This window comes from Streptomyces sp. NBC_01723 (assembly GCF_036246005.1).
In the GTDB taxonomy this organism is placed as follows: domain Bacteria; phylum Actinomycetota; class Actinomycetes; order Streptomycetales; family Streptomycetaceae; genus Streptomyces.
On the sequence record NZ_CP109171.1, the window covers coordinates 7,903,756 to 7,916,501 of the forward strand.

12 protein-coding genes and 1 pseudogene are annotated in these 12,746 nt (G+C 74.0%); 5 read left to right on the forward strand and 8 right to left on the reverse strand.

Annotated elements, in window-relative coordinates; genetic code table 11:
• Genes egtD through egtA form a run of 4 tightly spaced genes read right to left on the reverse strand, consistent with a single transcriptional unit; the run spans nt 1 to nt 4,416 of the window.
• Nucleotides 1-963: an L-histidine N(alpha)-methyltransferase gene (gene egtD, locus OIE75_RS36635; RefSeq protein ID WP_307016599.1), complete on the reverse strand. Its 963-nt coding sequence runs from the start codon at nt 961-963 to the stop codon at nt 1-3.
• A complete protein-coding gene (gene egtC, locus OIE75_RS36640; protein ID WP_307016600.1) occupies nt 960-1,760 on the reverse strand; it encodes an ergothioneine biosynthesis protein EgtC in 801 nt (266 codons plus the stop codon). The genes egtD and egtC overlap by 4 nt, the downstream gene beginning before the upstream one ends.
• A complete protein-coding gene (gene egtB, locus OIE75_RS36645; protein WP_443078425.1) occupies nt 1,760-3,118 on the reverse strand; it encodes an ergothioneine biosynthesis protein EgtB in 1,359 nt (452 codons plus the stop codon). The genes egtC and egtB overlap by 1 nt, the downstream gene beginning before the upstream one ends.
• Nucleotides 3,115-4,416 carry an ergothioneine biosynthesis glutamate--cysteine ligase EgtA gene (egtA, locus tag OIE75_RS36650; RefSeq protein ID WP_307016601.1) on the reverse strand — a complete coding sequence of 434 codons (1,302 nt, stop codon included), beginning with the start codon at nt 4,414-4,416 and terminating at the stop codon, nt 3,115-3,117. The genes egtB and egtA overlap by 4 nt, the downstream gene beginning before the upstream one ends.
• Nucleotides 4,417-4,703: 287 nt before the next feature.
• On the opposite strand from egtA, the gene OIE75_RS36655 reads away from it, so the two are divergent.
• Nucleotides 4,704-5,519 carry a TIGR02452 family protein gene (locus OIE75_RS36655; RefSeq protein WP_307016602.1) on the forward strand — a complete coding sequence of 272 codons (816 nt, stop codon included), beginning with the start codon at nt 4,704-4,706 and terminating at the stop codon, nt 5,517-5,519.
• An 18-nt stretch (nt 5,520-5,537) separates the two neighbouring features.
• On the opposite strand, the gene OIE75_RS36660 is transcribed toward OIE75_RS36655, so the two are convergent.
• Nucleotides 5,538-6,002 (reverse strand): type II toxin-antitoxin system PemK/MazF family toxin, encoded by a 465-nt coding sequence (locus OIE75_RS36660; protein ID WP_307016603.1) that lies wholly within the window; start codon nt 6,000-6,002, stop codon nt 5,538-5,540.
• 317 nt (nt 6,003-6,319) lie between these two features.
• On the opposite strand from OIE75_RS36660, the pseudogene OIE75_RS36665 reads away from it, so the two are divergent.
• Nucleotides 6,320-7,240: pseudogene (locus OIE75_RS36665) on the forward strand (NAD(P)-dependent oxidoreductase); the annotation flags it as partial.
• Between the two features lie 77 nt (nt 7,241-7,317).
• Nucleotides 7,318-7,743 carry a PPOX class F420-dependent oxidoreductase gene (locus OIE75_RS36670; protein ID WP_234955614.1) on the forward strand — a complete coding sequence of 142 codons (426 nt, stop codon included), beginning with the start codon at nt 7,318-7,320 and terminating at the stop codon, nt 7,741-7,743.
• 69 nt (nt 7,744-7,812) lie between these two features.
• Here OIE75_RS36670 and OIE75_RS36675 read toward each other — a convergent pair whose 3' ends face one another.
• The 3 genes from OIE75_RS36675 to OIE75_RS36685 form a co-directional block, all read right to left on the reverse strand.
• Entirely contained in the window at nt 7,813-9,918 is a 2,106-nt protein-coding gene (locus OIE75_RS36675) for an MMPL family transporter (protein WP_329473497.1), read from the reverse strand.
• Nucleotides 9,919-10,123: 205 nt separating this feature from the next.
• The gene (locus OIE75_RS36680) at nt 10,124-10,438 is read right to left on the reverse strand and encodes a hypothetical protein (protein ID WP_307016605.1); all 315 of its coding nucleotides are present in this window, start codon (nt 10,436-10,438) and stop codon (nt 10,124-10,126) included.
• Nucleotides 10,435-10,806, reverse strand: coding sequence for an ArsR/SmtB family transcription factor (locus tag OIE75_RS36685; protein ID WP_122615338.1), 372 nt, complete (start codon nt 10,804-10,806; stop codon nt 10,435-10,437). The genes OIE75_RS36680 and OIE75_RS36685 overlap by 4 nt, the downstream gene beginning before the upstream one ends.
• 248 nt (nt 10,807-11,054) lie before the next feature.
• Between OIE75_RS36685 and OIE75_RS36690 the strand changes: the two genes are divergently transcribed.
• Both OIE75_RS36690 and OIE75_RS36695 read left to right on the forward strand, forming a co-directional pair.
• Nucleotides 11,055-11,483, forward strand: a complete 429-nt coding sequence (locus tag OIE75_RS36690) for a VOC family protein (protein WP_307016606.1) — start codon at nt 11,055-11,057, stop codon at nt 11,481-11,483.
• A 78-nt stretch (nt 11,484-11,561) separates the two neighbouring features.
• Entirely contained in the window at nt 11,562-12,641 is a 1,080-nt protein-coding gene (locus tag OIE75_RS36695) for a hypothetical protein (RefSeq protein WP_329473498.1), read from the forward strand.
• Nucleotides 12,642-12,746: the final 105 nt, after the last annotated feature.

Sequence of the window (12,746 nt, forward strand, 5' to 3'; positions counted from 1 at the left end):
TCAGCGCACCACGCTCAGCGACAGCGCGAACCGGTCCTCGCCGTCGGTCCACCAGTGGGTCAGATCCAGCCCGGCCGCGGCGAGTTCGGCCCGCACGCCCTCCCGCCGGAACTTCGCGGACACCTCGGTACGCAACTCCTCCCCGTCCGCGAAGTCCACGGCCAGGTCGAGCGCCTGGACCTTGACCGTCTGCGCGGCGCGCGAACGCAGCCGCATCTCGATCCACTCCCGCTCGGCGTTCCACCGCGCCACGTGCTCGAAGGCGGTGGGAGCGAAGTCGGCGTCCAGCTCCCGGTTGATCACAAAGAGCACGTTCTTGTTGAACTCGGCGGTCACCCCGGCCGCGTCGTCGTACGCCCGGACCAGCACCCCCTCGTCCTTGACCAGGTCGGTGCCCAGCAGCAGGGCGTCCCCGGGAGAGAGCAGGGCGTGTACGGCGGACAGGAACGCGGCACGTTCCTCCGGCAGCAGGTTGCCGATCGTGCCGCCGAGGAACGCCACCAGCCGGGGCCCCGGCGTGTCGGGAAGCGTCAGCCCGCCGGTGAAGTCGGCGATCAGCGCGTGCACCCGGAGGTCCGGCCGCTCGGCGACGATCGCCTCCCCGGCCTGGGTGAGGGCGCTCTCGCTGACGTCGACCGGCACGTAGCCGCGCAGGCCGGTCAGCGCGTCGAGCAGGAACCGGGTCTTCTCCGAGGAGCCGGAACCCAGCTCCACCAGAGTCCGGGCGCCGGTCGCCGCGGCGATCTCGCCGGCCCGGTCGACGAGGATCTCCCGCTCGGCCCGGGTCGGGTAGTACTCGGGCAGCGCGGTGATCTCCTCGAACAGCTCGCTGCCCCGCGCGTCGTAGAACCACTTGGGCGGCAGCCACTTGGGCGTGCTCGTCAGGCCCGCCAGGACGTCGGCGCGCAGGGCGGCACCCGTGGCGTCCTCGGGCAGGGTGCGGGTCAGTCGGAACTGGCTCACGTGCGGGGCTCCTTGGGAGAGGCGAAAGCGTCTGCGGGGGCGGGATCGCCCGGTTCCTTCAGCGGGGTGAGCTGCACCTCCGTGCGGCCCGCCACGAGCAGCGTGCGGTCGGGAACCTCCTGCCAGTGCGGGTCGTCGTCGTACGGCTCCGAGGCGACGACCGTGCCGCCGCCGGGGCGGGTCAGGTACCAGAGGGTGTCGCCCCAGGTGGTCGCCGTGATCGCGGCGCCGTCGGTGAGCAGCAGGTTGAGCCGGGAGCCGGGTGCCGCCGCGGCGACCTCCAGCACCGTCTCGGCCAGCGCCCGGCCCGCGTCGTCCCCGGCCCGCAGCCGGGCCAGCACCAGCGCCCACACGAGCGCCGAGTCGTTGCGGGCCTCCAGTGACAGCAGCTCCTCGGCCGGCCGTGTCCCGGCCACCCCCGCCAGCGAGCCCGGCCAGCCGGTCACGGCTCCGTTGTGGCTGAACAGCCAGGTGTCCGCCGCGAAGGGCGCGGCCGCGGCCTCCGCGTCGGCGCCCGCGAGCGTGGCGTCCCGAACGGCGGCCAGCAGCGTCCCGGTGCGCACCACCCGGGCCAGGTCGGCGAAGGACTGGTCCGCCCAGATCGGCCCGGCCCGCCGGTACCGGGCCGGCTCCGGGTCGCCCGCGGCGTACCAGCCGACGCCGAACCCGTCGGCGTTGACCGTGCCGTACCGCTGGTGCCGGGGCGCCCACGACTGGCGGTACAGGCCGTGCGGCGGCGCCACCAGAAGCCGGCCGAGCGGCTCCTCGGGGCCGACGTACGCGAGGTGCCGGCACATCAGGCGACCTCCGCCGACCGCGCGGTGCGGAACCCGGAGAAGATCTGCCGCCGGATCGGATAGTCCCAGTTGCGGAACGTGCCCCGGCAGGCCACCGCGTCCACGGCGAACGAACCACCGCGCAGCACCTTGTACTCGGGACCGAAGAACACCTCCGAGTACTCCTTGTACGGGAACGCCCGGAAGCCCGGGTACGGGGCGAAGTCGCTCGACGTCCATTCCCACACGTCGCCGATCAACTGCCGGACGCCGAGCGGCGACTCACCGTCCGGGTAGCTGCCCGCGGGCGCCGGGCGCAGATGGCGCTGGCCGAGATTGGCGTGCTCCGGGCCCGGATCGGCGTCGCCCCACGGGTAGCGGGCGGTGCGGTCGCCGGCCGGGTCGTGCCGGGCCGCCTTCTCCCACTCGGCCTCGGTGGGCAGCCGGCGGCCGGCCCAGCGGGCGTACGCGTCGGCTTCGTACCAGCTCACGTGCAGCACCGGCTCGTCGGCCGGCACCACCTCGGTGACCCCGAAGCGGCGCCGCAGCCACTGCCCGCCGTCCCGGCGCCAGAACAGCGGGGCGGTGATGGAGTGCCGGCGGATGTGGTCCCAGCCCTCCGGCGCCCACCAGCGCGGGTCGTCGTAGCCGCCGTCGTCGATGAACGCCCGGTACGCGCCGTTGGTCACCGGCGTGGTGTCCAGGAAGAACGGCGCCACTTCCCGCCGGTGCGCGGGGCGTTCGTTGTCCAGCGCCCACGGCTCGGTCGAGGTGCCCATGGTGAACGGGCCCCCGGGCACCAGGACCTCCGACGGGCCGGTGAACAGCCCCGCCGGGTCCGGGTCCGGGGCGGTCAGCGCCCGCGGGCCCTTGCGGAGCTGGTGGGTGATCAGCATCGTCTCGTCGTGCTGCTGCTCGTGCTGGGCGATCATCCCGAAGGCGAACCCCGCCTCGGTGAGCCGGGTCCCGTGGAACTCGGTCCCCTCCAGCACGTCCAGCGCCCGTCCGCGCACATCGGCGGCGTACCCGCGGGCCTCGGCGGGCGACAGCAGCGGCAGCCGGGGCCGTTCGGCGCGCGGATGCTCGAAGGCGTCGTACAGGCTGTCGATCTCGGGCCGTATCGCCTCCTGCCCGCCGACGGCGCGCAGCAGCCACTGCTCCTCCTGGTTGCCGATGTGCGCCAGGTCCCAGACCAGCGGGGACATCAGCGGCGACACCTGGCCGGTGAGGTCGGGGCCCTCCACGCAGCTGGTCAGCAGGGTGGTGCGGGCGCGGGCGCGGACCAGCGCGGACAGGGCCCGCTCGCGCAGCGCGTCCCCGTCGCCGGGGTCGGCGGCGGTGGGGGTGTCGGTGGCGGTGTCCATGGCGGGATCGGTCATGAGCGGGTCTCCCTCCCGTGCGGGCCACGGCTCGCGCCGTCCGGCGGGTCCAGCAGATCGTCGGCGGGGCAGCGGCCCCTGCGGACGTAACGCTCCAGGTACCCGGCGACGGCGTCCGTGACCCCGGTCGTGGCGCCGAGCCGGGGCAGCGCGTCGAGCGCGGCCGTGAAGCAGGTGACGGCCGCCTCCCGCAGCTCCGGATCGGTGAGGGCGTCACGCGCGGCGTTCTCGTACAGCGGGTTGTGCGGGCCGGGCAGGCCGAGGGTGCGCTCGGCCAGCGGCTTGACGGCCCGGTAGGCGGTCTCGGTGGCCTCCGGATCGTCGAACAGCGCCGCCGTCACGGCCAGCGGCACGATCCAGCCGTCGTCCCCCGGCTGCGCGTCGATCATGCGCAGCTCCAGGTGGCCTCGCGGCCTGACCGGCGGGAACAGCGTGGTCAGGTGGTAGTCGAGGTCCTCCCGGGTCGGCGGCCTCGGCGCCCGGTTCCGGGTCCACTCCCGGAAGGTCATGCCCTCCGGAACGTCCCAGGGCCCGCCGTCGTTGCGCACGCACATCACCGGCGCGTCCAGGACGTGCCGGGTCCAGGCGCCGCGCGGGTCGGAGTCGAGCGGAGGGCCGCCGGCCCGGGCGGCGCCGATCTGGGCCCATCGCAGCTGCCGGGTGGACCGCCAGCCGGTGGGCCGGTCGCCGGCCAGCGGGGAGTTGGCGAACGCGGCCACCAGGACCGCGCCCAGCTGGTGGGCCAGCCACCAGCGGCGTACGTACCCCAGCGGGCCGGGTTCCTCCTGCCCGGCGTCCACGCAGACCTGCACGGACGCGGAGGTGCACATCATGAACCGCCCGGCGGGGCCGGTACGGTCGAGACAGGTCTCCATCGCGTCGTAGCGCGGCTGCCGCAGGAAACGGCGGGGCGCGTGCCAGGGATCGTGGCCGAGGCCGACGAGGGCGAGGCCGTCCTCGCGCAGGACCGCGCGCACGGCGTCCAGGTCGGCGGAGACGGTACGGACGCACTCCATCAGGGAGGCCGCGGGGAGCGAACTCAGCTCCAGCTGGCCACCTGGTTCGACGGTCAGCGCCGACCTCAGGGGCACGGCCCGCAGCGCGGTGTACACCGCCTGGAGCCGTTCGGGTGATACGGGGAGCCGCGGCGCGCGCAGCTCGTGGACCAGCCATTCCACCTCGACGCCGAGGAGCCTGGGCGGACCGGTCTTGAAGCAGATGCCGTGGACCAGCGCCTCGACCTCGGCCTCACTGACGGCGGTACGTGGCCGGATGCAGCCACCAACCGAATCGGACATGTCGGGATCCTCCTGAGATTCCACCATGCCGCCGACCCATGATCAGGTGGGCCGGGTCGGCACACTCGTCCCACCCAAGACCCTCGTGCCGGTCCGCACAAGGATGCATTTCGGGACGTTCCGGATCGGTAATGTCCGCGACCCGGTTGTTTCCGGGGACTTTCCCCGGCGTCTGCCGACAGCAAAACTCCGTTGCGACGCACCACCAGCATCACCCAGGATTCCCGCATGAGCACGACGGGGGAGACCACGCGGCGCGTGGTCAGGGCGTCCACGGGGGTGGCGCCGTGAGCGCGCGCCTGCGGGGTCTCGCCCAGCAGACCGAGCAGATCGTGGCGGCCGGGAGCTACCGCACGGCCGACGGCCGCGAGGTGCCGGTCGGCGCGGCGGTCGAACGGGCCCGCGAGGGCACGCGGATGTACGGGCCGGAGCCCGTGATCTCAGGCGTTCCCACCCCGGTGCGGACCGTCCTCGAAGTCACCGGCGAGAGCAGCCTGGAGGCCGCCCGGCGGCTCGGCGGCGAGGTCGCCGTGCTCAACTTCGCCTCCGCCCGCAATCCCGGCGGCGGCTACCTGAACGGCGCCCAGGCGCAGGAGGAGGCCCTGTGCCGGGGCTCCGCGCTGTACACCTGCCTGCTGCGGGCGCGCGAGTTCTACGACCACCACCGCGCCCACCGCGACCCGTTCTACACGGACCGCGTCATCCACTCCCCGGGCGTGCCCGTCTTCCGGGACGACCGCGGCCGCCTGCTCGACGAGCCGTACAGGGCCGGATTCCTGACCTCCGCCGCGCCGAACGCGGGCGTCGTGCTGCGCACGGCCCCGGAACGCGCCGCCGAACTGCCGGCCGCCCTGTCCGTGCGCGCCGAGCGGGTGCTGGAGACGGCCGTGGCCCACGGGTACCGGCGGCTGGTGCTCGGCGCCTGGGGCTGCGGGGTGTTCCGCAACGACCCGGCCCAGGTGGCCGGCGCGTTCCGGACGCTGCTCGGGCCCGGCGCACGCTTCGCCACCGCGTTCGAACGGGTGACGTTCGGCATCCTGGACCGCACGCCGGGCGGCACGGTCCGGGAGGCGTTCGCGCGCGCCTTTCCCGAGGGCGGGTGACCGGCGGCCGGGGGCGCCTCAGCTCCAGCCGTAGCGCTCCCGGAGCCGCTGCCGTACGAGATTGAACCGCATCCGGTCCAGGGCGCACGCCTCGCGGCGCATGCCCGCGTCGTGCAGCCTCAGCACCCGGTCCACGTCGACCCACGAGTCCCGTCCGGAGCGGTCCCACGGCCCGCTCCCGATCCGCACCCACTCCCGGTCCCCCTCGTGCCGCTTGCTGGACAACTGCACCGCCAGCACGGTGCCGGCCGCCTCGCGGGCGACGACGAGGACGGGGCGGTCCTTGCCCCTGCCGTCGTTCTCCTCATAAGGCACCCACGTCCAGACGATCTCGCCGGGATCGGGATCGCCGTCGTGCGCGGGGGAGTACTCGGTACGGACCCGGCCCACCCTCCCGGGGTCCGCCTCCGTGGTCGCGGAGGGACCGTAACGGCCGGGGACGGTGTCACCGTCGCTGTCGATGTCGTCGGTAGAGGCGCTCACGGGCCGTACCGTACGGGACGCCGCCGAAGGCCCGTGAGGGGACCCGCGACGGGCCGTCCCGGCGCCCCGGCCGCCCGTGGAGCCGCTGACTGCCGGCCTCAGCTCGCCGGCCGCTCGTCGTGTCCCGGCTGCCCGCCGTGGCCTGTCGGCCCCCATCCGGCCGCCGTGTCCCGCGGACGCCGTGCCCCCGGCCCCCGGTCGCCGCCCTTCGGGCGCCCGAGGGTGGTCCCCCGGCTCGCCCGCCTCGGGTCGGCGCCGTTCGTGATCGGGTGGCAGGCTGATCACCGGGCCCCCGCTTCCGCCGCCCGGGGGCGTGGCCGCGACCGCACGAGTCAGAAAGCGACGTCATGACCGACCAGCTCACCGTGACCGTCCTGGGCACCGGCATCATGGGTGCCGCGATGGCCCGCAATCTCGCCCGCGCCGGACACACCGTCCGCGTCTGGAACCGCAGCCGGGACAAGGCCGAGCCGCTGGCCGCCGACGGCGCGTACGTCGCCGCCGACCCCGAGGAGGCCGTACGGGGCGCGGACGTCGTCCTCACCATGCTGTACGACGGCCCGGCCGCGCTCGACGTCATGGGGCGCGCCGTACCCGGTCTGCGGCCCGGCACGGTGTGGGCGCAGTCCACCACCGCCGGCGTCGACGCGGTCGCCGACCTGGCCGCCTTCGCCCACGAGCACGGCCTCCTCTTCGTCGACGCGCCCGTTCTGGGCACCCGGCAGCCCGCGGAGGCCGGTCAGCTGCTGGTGCTGGCCGCGGGTCCGGCCGCTTCCCGGGACAGGGTGGGGCCGGTGTTCGACGCCGTCGGCTCCCGCACCGTGTGGACGGGTGAGGACGGCGCGGCCGGCACCGCGACCCGGCTGAAACTGGTGGCCAACAGCTGGGTGCTCGCCGTCAACAACGCGGCGGGCGAGAGCCTTTCGCTCGCCAAGGCCCTGGGCGTGGACCCGGACGCCTTCCTCGACGCCATCGCCGGCGGGCCCCTCGACATGGGCTATCTGCGTGCCAAGGCGGGCCTGATCCGCGACGGCGCGCTGACACCCGCCCAGTTCGCGGTCGGCACCGCCGAGAAGGACGCCCGGCTCATCGTCGAGGCCGGTGAGGCCAACGGCGTCCGCCTGGACCTCGCCGCAGCCGGCGCGGAACGCCTGGCACGCGCCGCCGCGCAGGGGCACGGCGACGAGGACATGGCGGCGGCGTACTTCGCCAGTTTCGAGGAGAAGTCGTCCCCCTGAGTGCCCGGGGTACCGGGGAACCCGAGACCGCGACGCCGAGCCGATCTCGGCGTACACGAGGACGAGAAGGAGTCCGCATGTCCAAGCCACCGCTGCCGCCCGAGGCCGTCGCACTGCTGCGCCGTCCCAACCCGGCCGTCATGGCGACCCTCCGTTCGGACGGCGCGCCCGTCTCCACGGCCACCTGGTACCTGTGGGAGGACGACGGCCGCGTGCTGGTCAACCTCGACGCCGGGCGCGTCCGCCTGGGCCACCTGCGCCGAGACCCGCGCGTCACCCTCACCGTCCTCGCGGACGACGACTGGTACACGCACGTCACCCTCATCGGCCGCGTCACCGAGATGCGCGACGACGAGGACCTCACGGGCATCGACCGGCTCTCCACGCAGTACACCGGCAAGCCGTACCCGAACCGGGAGCGCCCCCGGGTCAGCGCCTGGATCGAGGTGGAGCGCTGGCACGGCTGGGGCTCGCTGAAGGACAGCGACCAGGCGTCCGGCTGACCGGTGCGGCACGCGACGGGCGCGGGCGTGCACTCTCCCGCACCCGTCGCATCCGCTCGCGTACGCCGCTCAGACCCGCTCGGGCGCGGGCGGCGACTCCGCTCCGGCGTACGGCACTTCGTCCCCGGTTCCGCGGTGGAAAAGCCTTCCCGGCCACCAGAACCAGCGGCCCAGGTCCAGGGCGAGCGCGGGCACCAGGACCGTACGGACCAGGAACGTGTCCAGCAGGACCCCGATCCCGACCAGCACGCCCATCTGCGCCATCGTCACCAGCGGCAGCCCCGCGAACACCGCGAAGGTCGCGGCGAGGACGACACCGGCCGAGGTGATGACACCCCCGGTGCTGGTCAGGCCCTCCAGCACGCCGCGGGTGTGCCCGAGCCGGGCTGTCTCCTCCCGCACCCGGTGCATCAGGAAGATGTTGTAGTCGATGCCCAGGGCGACCAGGAACACGAAGCCCATCAGCGGTATCGACCAGTCGACGCCCGCGAAGCCCAGCAGGTGCTCGAAGAGCAGGTTCGAGGCGCCCAGCGCCGCCAGGTACGACAGCACCACGGTGGCCAGCAGCAGCACCGGCGCGACCAGGGCGCGCAGCAGCCACACCAGGACGGCCAGCACGACGAGGAGCACGATCGGGACGACCGTCGTCAGGTCGCGGCCGGCGGCCCGCTGGGTGTCCAGGTTCTGCGCGGTGGTGCCGCCGACCAGGGCGTCGGCCCCCGCGACCCCGTGCACGGCGTCCCGGAGGGCGTCGACGGTGTCCTCGGCGCGCTCGCTGTCCGGGGTGTCCGCCAGGACGACGGAGAGCAGCGTGAGCGTGCCGTCCGGGCTGCGGTCGCCGCCCGGCTCCACGCGGGCCACGCCCTCGACGTCCGCCGCGGCCCGCCGCACCGCGTCTGCCTGCCCGGTGGCCGTGACGATCTTCGCCGGGTCGGAGGCACCGGACGGGTAGTGCGCCGAGATCCGCTCCTGGGCGGCGACGGACTCCGGCTCGTCCTGGAACATCTCCGCCTGGGTCAGCCCCATCGAGATGCCGGCCACGCTGAGTGCGAGGGCCCCGGTGACGGCCACCGACATCAGCCACGACCAGCGGGGACGCAGGGCCACCGCGGCCCCGACGCGGGACCACACGGTGCGCGACGGGCGGGCGGGCGTGCCCTCCCGCGGCACGAAGGGCCAGAACACCCAGCGGCCGGTGAGCACGAGCAGGGCGGGCAGGACGGTGACCATCGCGAGGAAGGCGCACACCACGCCCACGGCGCCCACCAGGCCCAGCGACCGGGAGGAGTTGATGTCCGCGAAGCCCAGGCAGGCGAGGCCCGCCGCGATGGTGCCGGCCGAGGCCAGAACCGCCGGACCCGAACGGACCAACGCGATCCGCATCGCCTCGTGCCGGTCGGCGTGGCGGTGCAACTCCTCGCGGTAGCGGGCGATGAGCAGCAGCGCGTAGTCGGTGCCGACGCCGAAGACCAGCACCATCAGCACGCCCGCGCTCTGCGGGTCCACCGGCAGTCCGGCGTACCGGGCCAGCAGGTAGGTGCAGACCTGGGTGAGCACCGCCGCGAAACCGACGGAGAGCAGGGGCAGCAGCCAGAGCACGGGGCTGCGGTACGTGATCAGCAGTAGCACCGCCACGACCAGCCCGGTGGCGATCATCAGGGTGGAGTCCAGGCTGTCGAAGACGGCGACCTGGTCGGTGAGCGAGCCGGCGGGGCCGCCCACGACGACGTCCACGCCGGGCGGCGCGTTGGCGCCCACCTGGTCGCGCAGTTCGTCGATCTTCGCGGTGATGTCGTCCTCGCCGTCCAGCGGCACCACCGTCATCAGTGCGTCTCCGTCCTCCGACGGGACGGGCGGCGACACCTCCTCGCCCTCGGCCGCGTACCGGGCGAGCACCGGACGGTCGGCGGCCGCCTGCGCCTGCGCGCCCGTACCGGTGTGGACGACCACCGCGGGCATCAGCGTGTCCGTACGGAACCGCTCCAGCTCCGTGTTGACCCGCGCGGACTCCGCGCCGTGCGGCAGGAAGGCGTTGGCGCTGGAGTCCTCGACATCGCCCAGACGGCCGGCCAGCGGCCCCAGGGCGACGGCCACGATCAGCCAGGCCGCCAGGACGAACCACTTGCCGCGCCGCCCACCGGGCGCACGGGCGACACGCCGCAACAGCGCACGCATGAGTAATCTCCTTCATGGGGAACGCGCCCGCCGGTCGGTGACCGGCGCGGGGCGCACGGGACCCGCACCGCGGCGCTGAAGGTGTGTCGACCTGCCGCGGTGTACGGGACGGATGTGTGTCTCGGGTGTGACATCGGACGATGTCCGGGGTGTTCCGCCGTGGTACGGCCGGGAGTTGCCGCTCCCGGCCGTACGTCTGCGGCGGCTACTCGATCTCGCGCATCATCTTCTCCATCGAGCCGACCGCGAGCCGGGTCTGCGTCAGCTCGTCCAGGGTCTGCCGCTGCTCCTCCGCCGTGCGGCGCTGCAGCTCCACGGTGTCCTCCAGGAGCCGCGCGTACCTCGCGGCGAGCTCCTTGTACTGCTCCTCGCGCGCCGCCAGCATCCGGGCCCGCCAGGTGGCCGCGACCTGCCAGACGATCACGATCATCAGACCGAAGAACCCGGCCGCGCCCACGGCACCGACCAGGACCCCCAGTTCCTCGGCTCCTGCGGCGAGAGTCACCACGTCCTCGTTCACTTCGCTTCCTCTTTCGCGGTCCGGCCGGCGGTGCGGCCGGGGTCGGTGGTCTCGGTGAGCGTCGCGGCCGCCTGCGCGACGACATGCGGGGTCAGTTCGTAGAGGAACGGGGTGACGTCGTAGTACTTCATCGACTTGCCGTCCTCTCCGACCTCCAGCGTGCCGACGACCAGCCCCGCCGCTTCCAGCCGTTGCAGGTGCATGTGCAGCAGCGGGCGGCCCATGCCGATCAGCCGGGCCAGCGCGCTGACGTAGTTCCGGCTCTCCAGGAGCGCCGCGACGATCCGCATGCGGTGCGGGTTGCCGAGGGCGGAGAGCACCTTGAGCAGTTCGTCGCCGGTCGGTGCCGGAGGTGGGACCTCGGGCATCGCGGCCCCTTTCCGTCGTACCTGTCAGTGAAGGCTGACAGGGGGCGCGGAGACCTGTCAAAGATTCCTGACACATCTCAGGGACAAGTCAGGGACAAGTCCGGGGCGACCGGGGGACGGATGGGGGACACGTGAGGGGTGTCCCGGGGGCGGATCAGGGCTATAAGATCCACCGCGCGGCATCGCGTGTCGGTCACCGTCCGGGTGAGGCATGGAGGCGCCGCGGATGCCCGTGGAGGCATTGGCCCGTGTCAGTCCAGTTCAACCACACCATCGTCCTCTCCCGCGACCGGGAGCGGTCCGCGTACTTCCTCGCCGGAATCCTGGGTCTGGAGGTCGGCGAACCGGCCGGAATGTTCCTGCCCGTGACGACCGCCAACGGCGTCACCCTCGATTTCGCCACCGTCGACATCGACATCCCCGTGCAGCACTACGCGTTCCTCGTCTCCGAGGACGAGTTCGACGCGATCCTCGCCCGGCTCGTGGCGGACGGGGTTCCCATCCAGGCCGACCCGCCCGGCCGGCACCCGCGCCGGATCAACCGCAACGACGGCGGCCGGGGCGTGTACTTCACCGACCCGTCGGGGCACGGCATGGAAGCCTTCACCCGCCCCTACGGGAGCGACCCGTCCTCGCCGTTGAACGGCGTCACGGAGGACGTGCCCGGGGCCCGCTGAACCGGCCCGTTGTCAGTCCCCCTCCGCATACTGGTGGCTTCAGGGAGCCGGATGTGCCGGATGTGAGGGGGATGGGGCGTGCGGACGGTGTACCGAGGTGAACTGCCGGTCGTCCAGGGACGGTTCCACGTGGACAGCCGCCTGGACCCGTACGGCCCGGTGCCGTCGGAGGCCTGTGCCGGACAGACCAACGGTCTGTGCGGCGCGGCCGTCCCGGGCTGTCTCCTGCTGGACACGGGGCCGTGCACCGGGAGGGTCGGCCTGACCGTCGAGGTGCACCGGGCGCCGCCGCCCCTCGACGACGGCTGGGAGGAGGTCGTGGAGGCGTCCTTCCGCCCGGTCTCCGCGTCGACGGCCGTCCTGCCCTGCGGACACGCGGCGCTCTGCGAGGTGGACCTGCCACCGGCCGACCACCGGGTGCGCTACTGCGGGCGCGGCCTCGACCGGGGTGAGGCGGCCGACCTCCGCGCCACCGCGGCTGCCGGGCCCGTCGGTCACTATCTGCTCCAGTTCTGGCCGGCCCCGCCCGCCGCGGACCTGGTCGTCCGGCAGACCTCGCGCAGCGCCCGGGACCGGCACCGGTACGCCCGCGCGCTGCCCGCCCCTCGGTGCGGGGCGCCGACCGAGCGTGAGCGTGCCGAGCTCCGCTCCTGGGGCGGCCGGCTGCCCAGCCGCCGGGTGCGCGAGGTCGGCGCCGACGCGCGCGGGCTCGTACCGCTGGACCGGGACCTCCTCGACGCCGTCGACGCGGCGAGTCCGGCGACGCAGCGGAGTCTCGCGCGGTGGGCGGCGCACCGTGCCCTCACCGCGGCCGGGCTGGCCGACCTCGACTGGATATCGGCCGCGCTGGCCGCGCTGGACCGGGGAGCGCCCCTGCCGCCCCCGTTCGACGACCCCTGCCAGGTCTGGGACCGCTTCTTCACCGACGAGCGCATCGCCGCGGCAGCGGTGCACCCGTCCACCGACTGCCAGGGCAGCCCACTACGGCGGCCCATGGCCCTGCCCGCGCTGCGCGCCGCCGCCGACCCGGACCCCTTGCGTGCCGCGATCGGCGCGGTCTTCGCGGCGGCGGTGGCGTACGGCTCGGACTGCCCGGCGTTGTTCGCGTCGGCGCGGCGGGAGTTTCCGGTTCTGGGGCGGGCTGTGCCGCCGGGGTAGGGGAGTGGGTTGCTCGTTCTGGGCGGGATCTTGCGCGTGCCGCGCTCGGGCGCCGTCGTTGTGGGGGCGTGTTCGGGAGCGCTGGGCCGCCGGTTCGGGGGAGCC